A 14,643-nucleotide genomic window follows, 5' to 3' on the forward strand; every position below is an offset into this window, starting at 1 on the left:
TCCGGCGCAGTCTGGGACACGTATCCGTATCCGGACACGTATCCGGACACGTATCTGTGTCCGCCGGAACCGCCGGACTCGTCGCTCATGGAGGTCACCCGAACATGCCGGGCTGGAACACGCAGGACATCCCCGACCAGAGCGGTCGCATCGTCGTCGTCACCGGTGCCAACAGTGGTCTCGGGTACGTCACCGCGCGGGAGTTGGCGCACAAGGGGGCGCGGGTGGTGCTCGCGTGCCGGAGCGAGGCGCGCGGGAACGAGGCGGTGGGGCGGCTGCTGGCCGAAGTGCCGGACGCCATCGCCGAGTTCTGGCCGCTCGACCTCGGAGACCTTGGCTCCGTAAGGGAGTTCGCGGACGAGCTTCCGTACGAGAGGCTCGACCTCCTCGTCAACAACGCGGGCGTGATGGCGCTGCCGTACGGGACGACGACGGACGGGTTCGAGACGCAGTTCGGGGTCAACCACCTCGGGCACTTCGCGCTCACCGGCCTGCTGTTCCCGACCTTGCTCGGCTCGCCCGGCGCCCGGATCGTGAACCTCTCCAGCGGTGCCCACGCGCTCGGCAACATCGACATCGACGACCTCAACAGCGAGCGCAAATACCGGCGTTGGACCGCGTACGGGCGTTCCAAGACGGCCAACCTGCTCTTCACGCACGAGCTGGCGCGCAGGCTGGCCGCGATCGGCTCCGGTGTCGTGGTCGCCGCCGCGCACCCCGGGTACGCCGCCACCAACCTCCAGACGGCCGCGCCCAAGATGCAGGGCCGCAAGGGCGCCGAGCGGTTCATGGAGTTCGGCAACCGGGTCTTCGCCCAGTCCGCCGAGGCGGGCGCCCTGCCCACGCTGTACGCGGCCACCGCACCGGACGTACGGCCCGACGCGTTCGTCGGGCCGTCCTTCCTGGGCTGGCGTGGCTCGCCCACCAAGTCATGGCGGGCTTCCTGGACGCTCAACGACCATGCGGGGGAACGGCTTTGGGCCGCCTCCGAGCAGCTCACCGGGGTGACGTACGAGGGCCTCAAGTCGTGAACGTGAGTGGCACCCCGGCCGCCAGAACGCAAGGCGGAGGCCGGGGTGCCACTCACGATCATTGCTCAGACGCGTCAGGCGGCGGTGCGTACCTCGTACGCCGTCACCGCCACCGTGTCGTCGTCCAGGCAGCGGCCCGACTCCAGGTCGAAGCGCTGCTTCAGGAGCGGGGAGGCGACGTACGGGCGGCCCTGGTGGGTGCCGGTCAGGCCGCGGGAGAGGACCGCCGCGCCGCCGAACGGGTCGCGGTTGTCGATGGCGTACAGGGTGCCCGCGCGGTCGCGGAAGACGGCCGCCTGCCGGCCGTCCGGCAGCAGGGCCGCCACGCCGCGGCCCGGCAGCAGGAGGCTCAGGTCGCAGACCGTGAACCAGTCGTCGTCGGCGCCGTCCGCGCTGTTGTCGATGCGCAGTTGGATCTTCAGGTCGGTCGTCTCGGGTGCCAGGGTCATCGCTGGGCGCTTCCTTCCAGGACGTCATCGGCGGGGCGCAGGCCGATGGACAGCAGCGGCAGGTCGGGCTTGATCTGGTCGCGCTCGGGGACGAAGCCGACGACCGGGTCGGGGGTGTCCGGCGCGTTCACGAAGGACACGAACCGGGCGAGCTTCTCGGGGTCGTTGATGGTGTCCGCCCACTCGTCGCGGTAGTGGGCGACATGCGCGGTCATCAGCGACTCCAGCTCCTCGCAGATGCCGAGGGAGTCCTCCACGACCACGTCCCGTACGTGGTCCAGACCGCCGGGGAGCCGCTCCAGCCAGGTCGACGTGCGCTCCAGACGGTCCGCCGTGCGGATGTAGAACATCAGGAACCGGTCGATCAGCTTGATCAGTTCGGCGTCGTTGAGGTCCTGGGCCAGCAGGTCCGCGTGGCGCGGGGTGGCGCCGCCGTTGCCGCCGACGTACAGGTTCCAGCCGCCCGAGGTGGCGATGATGCCGAAGTCCTTGGACTGGGCCTCGGCGCACTCGCGGGCGCAGCCCGACACCGCCGACTTGAGCTTGTGCGGCGACCTGAGGCCCCGGTAGCGCAGCTCCAGGTCGATCGCCATCCGGACCGAGTCCTGGACGCCGTAACGGCACCAGGTCTGGCCCACACAGGACTTCACCGTACGGAGGGACTTGCCGTAGGCGTGGCCGGACTCGAAGCCGGCGTCGACCAACCTCGTCCAGATCAGCGGGAGTTGTTCCACCCGCGCGCCGAACATGTCGATCCGCTGACCGCCGGTGATCTTCGTGTAGAGGCCGAAGTCGCGAGCGATCTCGCCGATGACGATCAGGCCCTCCGGGGTGATCTCACCGCCGGGGATGCGCGGGACGACCGAGTACGAGCCGTTCTTCTGCAGGTTGGCGAGGAAGTGGTCGTTGGTGTCCTGCAGGGTGGCCTGCTCGCCGTCCAGGACGTAGACGTCGGCGCCGATCGTCGGGGCGAGGGAGGCGATGATCGAGGCCACCGCCGGCTTGCAGATCTCGCAGCCGTCGCCGCCCCTGGCGTGGTCGCGGCCGTAGCGGTCGAGCAGATCCTGGTAGGTGTTGACGCGCAGGGCGAGGACGATCTCGTACAGCTCCTCGCGGGTCTGCGAGAAGCAGCCGCACAGGCCCTTGTCGACGACGACACCGCTCGCCTCCAGCTCGGCGGTGACGAGCTGGCCGAGGACCTTGACGCAACTGCCGCACGTCGTACCGGCCTTGGTGCACTTCTTGACCTCGGGCACGGTGGTGCAGTTGTGCTCGGTGACCGCGCCGCGGATCGTGCCCTTGGTGACGTTGTTGCAGGAGCAGATGATCGCGCTGTCCGGCAGCGCGGACGGGCCGAGCTGGACCGGGCCGCCGGCGCCGGCCGGGAGCACCAGGGACTCGGGGGAGACCGGCGGGACCGTACCGGTGAACGCGCGCAGCGTCCCGTAGGCCTCCGCGTCGCCGACGAGGATGCCGCCGAGCAGCGTGCCGTCCCGGCCGATGACCAGCTTCTTGTACAGGCCCGAGCGGGAGTCGGAGTAGACGACGTCCAGGCAGTCCTCGGTGGCGCCGTGCGCGTCGCCGAAGGACGCCACGTCGACGCCGAGCAGCTTCAGCTTGGTGGAGAGGTCGGCGCCGGTGAACGTCAGCTGCTCGGCCTCCTCGTCCGCGGCGATCGCGGAAGCGGCGGTCTCCGCCTGCTCGTAACCGGGGGCGACCAGGCCGTACACCCGGCCGTCGGAGGCCAGCGCGCACTCGCCGATCGCGAAGACGTGCGGGTCGTTTACCGTACGGCACCGCTCGTCGACCGCGATGCCGCCGCGCTCGCCGACGGAAAGGCCGCAGTCCCGGGCGAGTTGGTCCCTCGGCCGGACACCGGCGCTGAACACCACCAGGTCGGCGGCGAGTTCGGAACCGTCGGACAGCTTCATACCGGTGACAGCGCCGTCCTCGCCGACGACGATCTCCTGGGTGCCCACGCCCGTGTGGACGGACAGGCCCATGTCCTCGATGGTGCGCAGCAGCGCCGCGCCGCCGCCCTCGTCGACCTGCACCGGCATCAGGCGGGGCGCGAACTCGACGATGTGGGAGGTGAGTCCGAGCCCCTTCAGCGCACCGGCCGCCTCGAGTCCGAGCAGACCACCGCCGACCACGGCACCCGTCGTACGGGTACTCGCGTACTCCTCGATGGCGAGGAGGTCCTCGATGGTCCGGTAGACGAAGCAGCCCTTGGCGTCCTTGTTGGGGACCGGCGGCACGAAGGGGTAGGAACCGGTGGCGAGGACGAGGACGTCGTAGTCGACGACCAGGCCCGAGCGGGCGGTCACCCGCTTCGCCTCGCGGTCGATGGTCTCCGCCGGGTCGCCGATGTGGAGCTCGATGCCCTCCCGCTCGATGAACGCCATGTCGGTCATCGAGAGATCCTCGGGCGTCTTGCCCGAGAAGTACGAGGTCAGCGCCACGCGGTCGTATGCCGGACGCGGTTCCTCGCACAGCACGACCACGCGGTGCGCGGCGGTCAGACCCCGCTCGGCGAGGGCTTCGAGGAAGCGCTGGCCGACCATTCCGTGGCCGACGAGCACGATCGTGGGGGTGGCCCCATCAGCGGCGGTCATTAGGAGCCTCCATCGTTGGTGAGCAGGTGGAGCAACGGGCCGCCGTCAGTGGGGAGCGGCTCTGCTCCCTCCCAGGCGCGCGCGAGGGCGCCGACGGTGCCGAGTTCGCCGACGAGCACCCCGCCGACCAGCCGGTCGTCGCGGACGACGACCTTGCGGTAGGTGCCCCGGGTCGCGTCGGCGAGCTGGATGACGTCGTCGCCGGGACGGGGGGTCGGCTCGCCGAAGGCGGCGAGGTCGAAGGGGTTGCCGGTGTCGGCGGTGAAGTCGGTGAGGGTGAGCCGGGTGAGGGCACGGGTGCCGGTGTAACGGGCGTCGGTGTCACCCGAGGCGCCTGCCTCGCCCGCGATCAACTCGGCCAGGACCTCGGCCTGTTCGAGGGCGGGGGTGGCAAGCCCGTAGATCGTTCCCTGGTGCTGGGCGCAGTCCCCGAGCGCCCGGATGTGCGGGTCGGAGGTGCGCAGTTCGTCGTCGACGAGGATGCCCTTGTGCACGGCGAGCCCCGCGTCATGCGCGAGCCCCACCCGGGGAGAGACACCGCATGCCAGTACGACGAGGTCGGCGTCGAGGGCGTAGTGGTCGGCCAGCTCGACCGAGCGGACCCTGCCGCCCACACAGCGCACGTTCCGCACGCGGCACTCGGTGTGCACCTCGACGCCCAGATCGGTGAGGTGCCGCAGCACCAATGCCGAGGCGCCTGGGTCCAGTTGACGTTCCATCAGCCGTTCGGCCTGCTGGGCGAGAACGACCTGCGCGCCGCGTACGGCGAGGGCGCGGGCGGCGGACACACCGAGGAGCCCGCCACCGATGACGACGGCCCGAGACCCCGGACGTACGTCCTTGGACAGCCCGAGGCAGTCGTCCATCGTCCGGAACGCGTGGACGCCTGAAGGGAGTTCGTGATCCGGGGTGAACAGCCCACGCAGGGGAGGGAGTACGGGGTTGGAGCCCGTCGCCAGCACCAGCGTGTCGTATGCGATCACCGACCCGTCGGAGCAGTGCACGGTCCGGTCGGCGCGGTCGATGTGCTCGGCGCGGGCCCGGACCAGCCGGTCCGGCGTCGGCAGGGCGATCACGTCGGGGCCGTACCGCCCGGCGAGGACCTCGGCGAGCAGCACCCTGTTGTACGGGCGGTGCTCCTCCTCGCCGACGAGCACGACGTCCGAGGCGGACAGGCCGAGCTCGCCGAGCCGCCGGGCGAGCCGTACGCCCGCGAGCCCGGCGCCGATCACCACCACACGCGTATTCGAGGTCATGTACTGCAGCGTGCGTTGCCGGTGTTACCCGGCGGCATCACGTCTGTTTCCCGGGAGGCACGCTTCCCTCAGCGGAAGACGGGAGGGGGTGTGAGGGTTCGGGAGGGGCGAGCCGGGCGGCTGTGAGGTGCGGGAACGTCACGGCAGGGAGCTGCCCCGTGTCCTGGGCGGGCGGAAACGCCACCTAAAATCGCGATCATGCCCGACATATCGCTGCCCATGATCGTCGCCCTCTGTGCCGCCGCCCTCGCGGCCGGCTGGATCGACGCCGTCGTGGGCGGCGGCGGACTGCTCATGATGCCCGTACTGCTGCTGGGCCTCCCGGACACGTCTTCGGCGGCACAGTACGCCCTCGGCACCAACAAGGCCATGGCGATCGTCGGGACCACGGGCGCGGCCGTGACGTATACACGCAAGGCGCCGGTGGACGTACGCCTGGCGGTACGCATCGGGCTGGCGGCGGTCGCCGGCTCGACGGCCGGGGCGTTCGTGGCGGCAGGCATGAGCACGGACACTCTGAAGCCGGTCATCATGGTCGTCCTGCTCGGCGTCGGCGCCTTCGTGATCTTCAAGCCCGCCTTCGGTACGGCCCCGGCGACCACCCCGGTCTCCGCACGCCGCGTCCTCGCCGCGATCGGACTCGCGGGCCTGGGCATCGGCTTCTACGACGGCCTCATCGGCCCCGGCACGGGCACGTTCCTCGTCCTCGCGCTCACCGCGCTGCTCCACCTCGACCTGGTGACCGCCTCCGCCACCGCCAAGATCGTCAACTGCTGTACCAACGCGGGTGCCCTCGCGATCTTCGCCTGGCAGGGCACGGTGTACTGGCAGCTGGGCGCGCTGCTGGCCGCGTTCAACCTGGCCGGGGGGATGGTGGGTGCGCATACGGCACTGAAGAAGGGGAGCGGGTTCGTACGGGTGGTGCTGCTGGTGGTGGTGTTCACGCTGGTGGCGAATCTGGCGTACCAGCAGTGGCTGGCGTAGCGGCGCTCAGGCGGTACCCCATGGGTGCCTCATGGGTGCTCAAGCGGTGCCCGACGGGTGTCGGCTGCCGCCGGTGAGGTGGGCGAAGACGACCACGTTGCCCTCGTACCCCTTCCCCGGTGTGTAACCGCCGCCGCAGGTGATGACGCGCAGCTCGGGGCGGGGCGCCGCGCCGTACACCTTCTCGTCCGGGAAGTGGTCCTTGTCGTACACCTCGACGGCGTCGACGGTGAAGCGAGCGGTGCTCCCGTCGAGCCGTTCAACCTCTACCAGGCCGCCCTTCTCCAGGGCGCCGAGGCGGTAGAAGACGGAGGGCCCGTCGGCGTTGTCGACATGCCCGGCGACGATCGCGGTGCCCGTCTCGCCGGGCGCCGTACCGGCCTCGTACCAGCCGGCCAGGTCCTCGCGCTCGGCGGGCGGCACGTCCAGGCTGCCGGTGGGGGTGAGGCCGAGGCCCATCAGCGGGGCGTTCACGCTGATGGCGGGGATGCGGATACGGAGGGGCGGGGAGGGCGGGAGCGCGGGGGACACCGGTACGGCGGACTCCGGTTGGGTGGGCCGTGTACGGGCCTGGGCGGCGGACGGCTGCGGCGGGGCATGGGTCTCGCCGCCGCTGCGCACCAGCCAGGCACCGGAGCAGAGGGCGGCGACGGTGACGACGGCTATGGCGAGGTTGGTGAATCTGCGCACGAGGGCCTCCGGCCTCCTGGATGCCCCCGGTTCCACCCTGATGTCTCGCCCTGAGGTTTCTTGTGATTCTGCTGGTTCGTCCTGGCCCCCCTCCGGGCCGCGAGGGGCGTCGGGCCCGGAGGGGAGGGGACGTGCGGTACCGGCGGACGGACGGCGGAGGACGTCCGTCAGATCCTGTCGCCTCTCGCCCGGCGATGCAGGAGCCAGGTACCGCCCGCAGCGGCGACGGCGAGAGCCGCCACGCCTGCCGCGGTCTGCACGGGGTCGGGCCCGAGTGCGCCACCGACCCCCGTCTTCACACTCCCCCTGGGATGCGCCGGGAGATGCGCGGGCGGCCGGGTCGAGGTGAGCGTGACGACCAGATCGCCACTGACCCGCCGACCGTTCCCGTTCCCGTTCCCATTCGGGTTCCCATCACACCGGGCGACGATCTCGTACGTCCCCGGCTGCGCGCCCGGCGGCACCCGGAACTGCCCGACGGCGACCTCCTTGTGCGTACCGGGCGCCAGAACGAAGGCCCCGGCACCCACCGCACTGGCATCCCCGGCGCCGGTACCGCCCGCTCCGCAGGCCGTGGTGTTGACGGTGACCCGGGTACCGGGGGTGACGGTCGCCGGATACACCTCAAGGGAACCGCCGGTGCCTGCGTGAGCGGGCCCCGCGAGAGCGACGGCGAGCGCAAAACCGGTCAGCAGACGGGCGGCGGCGGTACGTCGCATCGGGCTTGCTCCTCCGAGAGCTCGCGAACGGGGTGGTCTGCTACCGAGGTAAGCGGCAGGGGCCCGGACGCGCTCTCTGAGGGATCGTCAGAAATGCGGTGAACGGGTGGCCGGAGGCCGCGGGAAACGACCGGCGTGTCGACATTCGGGCAGGTCATCGCCGTACGCCTGGCGTCTCGCGGAAGGAAACCGGATGGACGGGGACCGGGGGTGTGAACGGGTGACCGGGGCGGAGGCGAACGAAGGGCTTGACCTCAAGAAAGCTTGAGGTATGAGGCTGTACCGCATGCAGACACACACTGAATCCAGTGAACGCAGCGACTCTGTCGAACCCGTACGGGTGACCGTCGTCGTCGGCAGCAACCGTGAGGGCCGTTTCGGGCCGGTGGTGGCCGACTGGCTGCTGAACCGGATGGAGAAGCACGACGACCTCGTGGCGGAGGTCGTCGACGTCGCGGCCGCCACCCTCCCGACGACGTTCGCGACCGACGAGGACGCGAAGGCCCAGCTGGCGGCGATCACCCCGAAGCTGGCGGCGGCGGACGCGTTCATCGTCCTGACCCCCGAGTACAACCACTCCTACCCCGCCGGCCTCAAGAACCTCATCGACTTGCACTACACGGAGTGGCAGGCCAAACCGGTCGCCTTCGTCTCGTACGGCGGCGTCTCCGGAGGCCTCCGTGCGGTGGAACACCTCCGCCAGGTCTTCGCGGAACTCCACGCGACGACGGTCCGGGACACGGTGTCGTTCCACAACGCGGGCGCGTCGTTCGACGAGGAGGGACACCTGAGGGACCCGTCGGGACCGGATGCGGCAGCGAGGACGATGCTGGGTCAAGTGGTCTGGTGGGGCCGGACGTTGAGGGAGGGGCGGGCGGCTCGGGCGTACGGGGGGTAGTGGGTAGTGGGTACGGGGTCGGGGTCGCGTGACGTCGGGGCTGACCAGCGACAAGGCCGGTCATGGACATCATCGTCGAGATTCATGTACCCCTTGAGGAGCCCCCGGCGCTCCTGCGGGCTCGTACCCCTTTCCCTGGATCCGACAGGGTCGAGGACTTCCTCGCCGACCTGGAGGAGGCGGAGGAGCGGGACGTCGGTGAGGAGCACGAGGGGTCGTACGTCTCCTTCGTCACCGGCGCCCCGGAGGCGGATCTCCTGGCCGTCGCCTCGCGAGTGGCCGCGCGGCAGGGCGTAACCCGGGGGAGTGTTCGCGGTGGTGATGGACGAGAGGGCGGAGGAGACGGGGGCGGGGCGGCGGGTGGAGTTGTAGGGCGAGCGGCGAGGGAGGGGGAAGTCGTGACGAAGGCCCCGAACCGATGGCCGGGGCCTCGCCAGGGTGGGTCCCCTGTCGGTTTGCGCTCCGTGCCGTCACCGGATTCCCGTTCGCGCAGGTACTCCTCGACGACCTCAGGGTGTCGGCGCATGGCCGCGAGCAGCTGGGTTCGCCGATACCGATTCCGGCCTTCCTCCAGCTTTTTCTCCCAGCCTTCGCGGCCCTCGGTAAGCCGCTCCGTGATCAAGAATTCGATGACGTCCTCAATGCAAGGACGAAACCGTTTCCCGCCCACCGGGATGTGCAGCTTCTCCAGTGGGCGCTTCCGGTCGTCACCCTCGTTCAGTGAGCGACTCTGTCGGGGATCTTGGGTGGGGGATCACTTTCCTTGGCGCCACCACAAGGGGCGGGGGAAGCCGTGCGACACAAGGTATTGCTGAAACGCTGTCGGTCGGCGAGGGCGGTGGGTGGCGTTCTGGGGATCTTGTTCGGTAAGGCGTTCGATGTTCACGGCGATTGCGGTCAGGACGTGTTGGACGTGAGTCTTGGGAAGGCCGTGGTAATGGCAGCGGCGCGCCCGGTGGCCGAGGGCCAACTCGGCGATGGTGCCTTCGACTCCGGAGCGCATGGCGTAGAGCCGGCGCCAGGCGGGGTCCTGCTGGTCGGCGCGGTTGCGCGCCTGGAGTTCATGTAGTTGTTGGGGAAGGAAGTAGACCGTGCGGGCAGCACGGCCGCGGGCGCATGACGACCGGGCCGGGCAGGGGTCGCAGTGGCGGGGGCGGAAGCGGGCGGCGATGTAGGGGGCCTGAGCCGGAGCCTCCACCCAGCTCTTGGTGGCCTGATCGCGTGGGCAGGTGACCTGCCGGTTCGCGAAGTCGATGGTGAAGTCGTCGTGGGCGAAGCCGGTCTGCTCTTTGTGTTGCCACTGTCCGCTGGCCTTGACCGGTCCGATGAGGGTGACGCCGTAGGTGCGGTCGGCGTGGTCGAGGAGGGCCACCGAGAGGTAACCGCCGTCCAAGAGGTGCTCGGCGGGGAGCAGACATCGTTTGTTCAGGCGGGTGTGGATGCCAGGCAGGGCCGCGGTGTCCCGGGTCGGCACGGTGGTGGCCACGTCAGTGATCACATTTGGGCGGTCGGAATCGCAGGTTTCCGTCACATGCAGCAGGTAGCCGCTCCACCGTGTGTTCCCGCGCAGCGCAAAGCGGGTGTCCAGGTCATAGGGCGAGCGGATCTGTCGCGCGCCCGGCGGGAAGCCGTCCTTGTCGGCGAGTGGCCGCAGCCGGCCGTGCTCGTCGACGATGAACTGTTGCACCAGGATCTGCCGCAGCACCTCTCGTGCGGGACCGGTGGCCCGGTCGGGAGCCCGGGTGCGGGCCAGGGCGAGCAGAGCGTGGGCATCGGCGCCGGCCTCGGTCAGCCGCGCGATCGGGTGGCTGGGCTGGGAGCACAGGGCGCACCGGGCGCCCGTAGCCTCCGGCCCATTCGACGGTGACCAGGGGATCGAGTAACTCGGGAGCGTCACGGGCAAGTTCCTCCAGGGCGGCCCGGACCGCTTCGAGGACCAGTTCCAGGCGCGTCAGATCACGGGCCGCGGCGAGTACGTGGGTGGAGTCGGTGCGCTGTCGGCCTCGCTGCCTGACCAGCCCGGCCGCCGCAAGTCGTGCCAGGGCCAGGTCAAGGAGTTGGTCGGGACGGTCGCCCTGGGCGAGCCGGTCACGGAAGGTGATGGAAGCCGGGATCGTCCAGCTCCAGGCCCAGGGCGTACTTGAAATCGAGGCGGCAGCGCACGGCCTCGGCGGCCTGCCGGTCGGACAGGTTGAGCAGGAACTGCAGCACGCAGACGGCAGCCAGCTGCGCGGGCGAAAGTCCGGGGTGACCGTCACGGGGGTACCAGGCTGCGAAGTCCTCGTCGCACCACAGCCCGTCGAGTCGGTCGCGCACCCACATCGCCGTAGTGCCCTGCGGGTTGCTCGCCCGCGCCACCCGCGCGGTCAACGGAGGAACCTCCACTGCGGAACGGGGACGTACAGACATCGAGCACCTCAACGAGAGCAGCGAGCAGAAGACCGCTCTGAGCGTGCCCGGTGATCAAGCCACCCCGCCGGGAAACTCCAAGATCCCCGACAGAGTCCCTCAGTGGCGCGCCTGGTCGGACAGTGCCCCGCCGCCCGAACTCCAAGCCCTGATCGATGCCGTCGGCGACGGCAGACCCCTTGATCTCTACTGCCCGGTTTAACGAACTACCGGTACAGCCGTGCGCCAACTCTGTCATAGTCCCTTAGGGACAATATTTTTGGCCTGGGGAGGGTCTCGTGACAGCTCTTAATAATGACAAAATCGAGGAGATCTCGATTCAGGCGACAATGAAGGAAGTAACCGATCTGGAGTCCGCAATGCGGGACTTCATGTCAGGTGCGGATAAAGGTGTGGGGGCAGCGGGGGCCCTCATCGTCACGGCCCTCACACTCGCGTTGACCAAAAGCCAGATGGCTCTCTTGATCGCATTGCCGTATGCATTGACGGCGGTTTTCTTCTTCATGTTGCAAAAATACGTGGAACGCGAAGTCTGCGCGGGAATTCGTCGCTTCCTTGAAGAGTGTCTGAACAAGCGGATCGGTCAGGATATCTTTAAGCGCATGGAGGTCGCTAGAAACCTTGAACGGAGAGACGAGAGGGCAGCCTTAGGGGTGTACGCGGCGGCCGGCATCGGCGTCCTTATGCTGAGTGGATGGGCGCTGTCCACCTATGCTCCCTTGGATTGGGATCATCTTTCTAAAAATATTGGATGGTGGGCGCTGCATCTGTTTGGGATCATCGCCTGCGGATGCGCAGTATATGTTGTAATTGACCTGATGAACAACGCAGAGAAGCGTGCATACACTAAAGCAAAAGAAGCAGATGTGAGCCTCCGAATCATTTGAGAGGACTACGCCTTTGAGGGTTTATGAAACTACTGTTGGTTTCCGATGATTATTGGCCAAATCTCGATGGAGGCGCACTCTTCGAGCGACGCTTGGCTAATTCTCTGGCAGCTGTTCACGAAGTGAGAGTTTGGGCCCCTAGTACCACCGACACCCCAGGGGTGCAGCGAGATGGTAGAACCGTCATTACCCGAGTGGCGTCGCGATCGTTGAAGTCTAATCCACGATATCGCGTAGCGCGTCTGCGACCGCTAAGGCTCTGGCAAGAATTCAGGCGATGGAAACCCGACATCATTCACGTCCACAATGCCGGCTGGCTGGGCCTGTGCGCCATGGCCCTGGCAAAGATTTTCGGCGTGGCAAGAATCAGCACCAACCACATGACAGTGCAACAATTCACATTGAGCGCCCCTCGCCTGCTCCGAAATGTGGTTCTGGAAAAAATTGTCGGCAGTTATCTGGCATGGTTCAATAATAAATTTGATGCCGTCATTGTTCCCAGCACTTACGCTAGGCGACTGGCTCTAGGATTGGGAGTCGAGTCTCCCGTTTCAATTATCAGTAACGGGGTCGACGTTGACTACTTCATTCCAGGCGTATCGCAGAGCAGTGAATCGAAGGGAGATGCGCCACTGCGACTTGTGTACGTGGGAAGACTGGATGCGGACAAGGAGGTAGGCGCGCTCATTCATCTATTCACGTCGATTAAGAACAAAGTCGCTATCGACCTTACGGTCGTGGGAGAAGGAAGCTGTCGTACAGAGCTTGAGAACCTTGTGCACAGAGACGCGAAGCACAGTGATTGGAACGGTTCGTCAATCGTTTTCACGGGAGCTGTATCGGAGACGGAGAAGCGGGCGTACCTGCAGAGGGCCGACCTTTTCTGTCTATCATCACGGTGGGAGCTGCAGTGTATCGCCGCCCTTGAGGCCATGGCCTGCGGGACTGCCCTTCTGGTCGCTGATGCAGGAGCTTTGCCGGAACTCTGTCCGGACGGCTCAACCGGATGGCTTTTTGACCCGTTTGACACAGACAGTCTTGTGCGGCTCATCGGTTCGATGACGCGCAAGGAGATTGCGATACGCGGTGAGGCAGCGCGAGTCTTTGTGGCCCGCCGTCACTCGAATGAAGCCACCGTTGCCCAGCACGAACGACTCTATACTCTTGTTATTGATGAGCCAGAGGCGACCTGATGCGCATTGCTCATTACAGCGACACACCACTACATCGAGCCGATGGCGTGGCGCAGGTTGTGCGTCTCACGACTCAACTTCTCCGCTCCGCAGGAGACGAAGTTGTTGTCGTGGCTCCTTCGGAGGCAAGTACCAACGATTTTGTCGCAGGGTGTTCGGCAGTCCGGTCGGTGCCATTCCCTGGCCTTGATTACAGAATTCCTATCTTCTTTTCACTCCGAAAGGCCCACTCTGCTGTAGATGTCATACACATTCATACCCTGGGTCCCATTGGGCTGTCCGGAATCAGAGGGGCCATCCGAAGCAGAACTCCGATCGTAATTACTTGGCATACCGACTATGTGTCATATGAAGAATATTATTCCGAGATCGGATGGGCTGCCAAAATTTGGTCGATCCTGAAGATGTCACGAGCCAAAGCGAGTGAATCGCAGCCCGGTACCAGTCTTGTCGCATGTGCGCTGCTCAATGCGATGAACGCGGCGGATGCGGTCATCGTCCTGAGTGAAAAGTCAGAACTTCAACTTTCCGGAATGGGTGTAGGAACTCGAGTAGCGCGCCTTCCCTCGCCGGTCGATGTCAAGGTTCCATTGGAGGACGAGGTAGCCCGACTCAGAGCGAGTCTGGGCCTCCGGTCTCCGGCGAAAGTCGTTCTCGGTGTAGGACGTCTCAGAAAGGAGAAGAGTTGGGATCTTCTTATCCAAGCGTTCGTGCAGCTGCGAAAGAATAATCCCAACTCACATCTTCTCCTGATCGGAGAAGGCCGTCATCGTGCCGAGTTGTGGAGATCTGTTATCGGATTCGGCCTTCAGGAACATGTCACCATCCTTCAGCCCGTTCCCCATCATCAAATGGGTGCGGTGTTCGCACTTGCGGACGTTCTCTGTCATACATCGGATACTGAGACCCAGGGTTTGGTCCTCGACGAGGCAGAATGCTTGGGGATTCCTGTGGTTGTTACCGATCCATATTTGACCATGGGGGGCAAGCGAATCCTTTCCGATAAGTCGCCTGACGGACTGGCCGACACTCTTCATCGAGTCATCTCAGGTCGGACGTATCGCCCACAAATCTCCGCGGACGCTTACAATGCGACTCAGAGGTACAAATCTGCTAACTACATCATACGACTGCGAAATCTGTATGACCAAGTGTCCCGTCCTTGCAGTGAGGCTGTCGAGCCTCCAACGTCGATTGATTAGACGGCCTTCGTCATTTCCCTGCGTGTTGGTGCCGGGTCTTCTCGCCGCGCGCGAACCGCTCCGCGGCCTCCAGCCTCAACTGCTCACGAACCGCCTGCTTCCTCGGCGTCAGCCCACCGCCCTGCGCATACCGCATCCCTCCGGCATACCGTAACGATCATAAAACGTCAGCCCCCCACCCGCCCAGTACTACAGCCGTGACTCGCGATCTCGCTTGTCGCGGGTGGCGTAGTGGCAGCGTTGTGCGCGTGCTTGGTGGGTTCGGCGCCAGTGCGACTGGATGATCACGATCGCCGGTGGTGGCGGTGTG

Annotated in this window: 13 protein-coding genes; 6 read left to right on the forward strand and 7 right to left on the reverse strand. The window is 66.6% G+C overall.

All coding sequences use genetic code 11. The features are described from left to right. The first annotated feature begins 104 nt into the window (after positions 1–104). Positions 105–1,031 carry an oxidoreductase gene (locus G3I71_RS32385; protein ID WP_164320201.1) on the forward strand — a complete coding sequence of 309 codons (927 nt, stop codon included), beginning with the start codon at positions 105–107 and terminating at the stop codon, positions 1,029–1,031. A 74-nt stretch (positions 1,032–1,105) separates the two neighbouring features. Here the strand turns inward: G3I71_RS32385 and nirD are convergent, their stop codons facing one another. The 3 genes from nirD to G3I71_RS32400 are packed head-to-tail and all read right to left on the reverse strand — an operon-like array spanning position 1,106 to position 5,351. Continuing rightward, positions 1,106–1,480, reverse strand: coding sequence for a nitrite reductase small subunit NirD (gene nirD / locus G3I71_RS32390; RefSeq protein ID WP_164320202.1), 375 nt, complete (start codon positions 1,478–1,480; stop codon positions 1,106–1,108). Next, positions 1,477–4,095 carry a nitrite reductase large subunit NirB gene (gene nirB / locus G3I71_RS32395; protein WP_164320203.1) on the reverse strand — a complete coding sequence of 873 codons (2,619 nt, stop codon included), beginning with the start codon at positions 4,093–4,095 and terminating at the stop codon, positions 1,477–1,479. The genes nirD and nirB overlap by 4 nt, the downstream gene beginning before the upstream one ends. Then, a complete protein-coding gene (locus G3I71_RS32400) occupies positions 4,095–5,351 on the reverse strand; it encodes an NAD(P)/FAD-dependent oxidoreductase (RefSeq protein ID WP_164320204.1) in 1,257 nt (418 codons plus the stop codon). The genes nirB and G3I71_RS32400 overlap by 1 nt, the downstream gene beginning before the upstream one ends. Positions 5,352–5,549: 198 nt before the next feature. On the opposite strand from G3I71_RS32400, the gene G3I71_RS32405 reads away from it, so the two are divergent. Beyond that, positions 5,550–6,335 (forward strand): TSUP family transporter, encoded by a 786-nt coding sequence (locus G3I71_RS32405; RefSeq protein WP_164320206.1) that lies wholly within the window; start codon positions 5,550–5,552, stop codon positions 6,333–6,335. Positions 6,336–6,374: 39 nt separating this feature from the next. On the opposite strand, the gene G3I71_RS32410 is transcribed toward G3I71_RS32405, so the two are convergent. Together G3I71_RS32410 and G3I71_RS32415 are read right to left on the reverse strand one after the other, a co-directional pair. After that, positions 6,375–7,025: a class F sortase gene (locus G3I71_RS32410; RefSeq protein ID WP_164320208.1), complete on the reverse strand. Its 651-nt coding sequence runs from the start codon at positions 7,023–7,025 to the stop codon at positions 6,375–6,377. Between the two features lie 167 nt (positions 7,026–7,192). Further along, entirely contained in the window at positions 7,193–7,744 is a 552-nt protein-coding gene (locus G3I71_RS32415) for a hypothetical protein (protein ID WP_164320210.1), read from the reverse strand. A gap of 286 nt (positions 7,745–8,030) precedes the next feature. On the opposite strand from G3I71_RS32415, the gene G3I71_RS32420 reads away from it, so the two are divergent. After that, on the forward strand, positions 8,031–8,642 hold the full coding sequence (locus tag G3I71_RS32420) for an NADPH-dependent FMN reductase (protein ID WP_164320212.1): 612 nt from the start codon (positions 8,031–8,033) through the stop codon (positions 8,640–8,642). Between the two features lie 754 nt (positions 8,643–9,396). On the opposite strand, the gene G3I71_RS52765 is transcribed toward G3I71_RS32420, so the two are convergent. Further along, positions 9,397–10,539 carry a transposase gene (locus tag G3I71_RS52765; protein WP_343243136.1) on the reverse strand — a complete coding sequence of 381 codons (1,143 nt, stop codon included), beginning with the start codon at positions 10,537–10,539 and terminating at the stop codon, positions 9,397–9,399. Between the two features lie 191 nt (positions 10,540–10,730). Then, a complete protein-coding gene (locus tag G3I71_RS51515) occupies positions 10,731–11,012 on the reverse strand; it encodes a transposase (protein WP_239149470.1) in 282 nt (93 codons plus the stop codon). Positions 11,013–11,329: 317 nt separating this feature from the next. Between G3I71_RS51515 and G3I71_RS32430 the strand changes: the two genes are divergently transcribed. The 3 genes from G3I71_RS32430 to G3I71_RS52975 are packed head-to-tail and all read left to right on the forward strand — an operon-like array spanning position 11,330 to position 14,333. Further along, positions 11,330–11,938 carry a hypothetical protein gene (locus G3I71_RS32430; protein ID WP_164320214.1) on the forward strand — a complete coding sequence of 203 codons (609 nt, stop codon included), beginning with the start codon at positions 11,330–11,332 and terminating at the stop codon, positions 11,936–11,938. 23 nt (positions 11,939–11,961) lie between these two features. Beyond that, positions 11,962–13,131 carry a glycosyltransferase gene (locus G3I71_RS32435; protein WP_164320216.1) on the forward strand — a complete coding sequence of 390 codons (1,170 nt, stop codon included), beginning with the start codon at positions 11,962–11,964 and terminating at the stop codon, positions 13,129–13,131. Beyond that, positions 13,131–14,333, forward strand: coding sequence for a glycosyltransferase (locus tag G3I71_RS52975; protein ID WP_164320218.1), 1,203 nt, complete (start codon positions 13,131–13,133; stop codon positions 14,331–14,333). The genes G3I71_RS32435 and G3I71_RS52975 overlap by 1 nt, the downstream gene beginning before the upstream one ends. The last annotated feature ends 310 nt before the right edge of the window (positions 14,334–14,643 follow it).

The organism is Streptomyces sp. SID12501, from assembly GCF_010550245.1.
Taxonomy (GTDB): Bacteria; Actinomycetota; Actinomycetes; order Streptomycetales; family Streptomycetaceae; genus Streptomyces.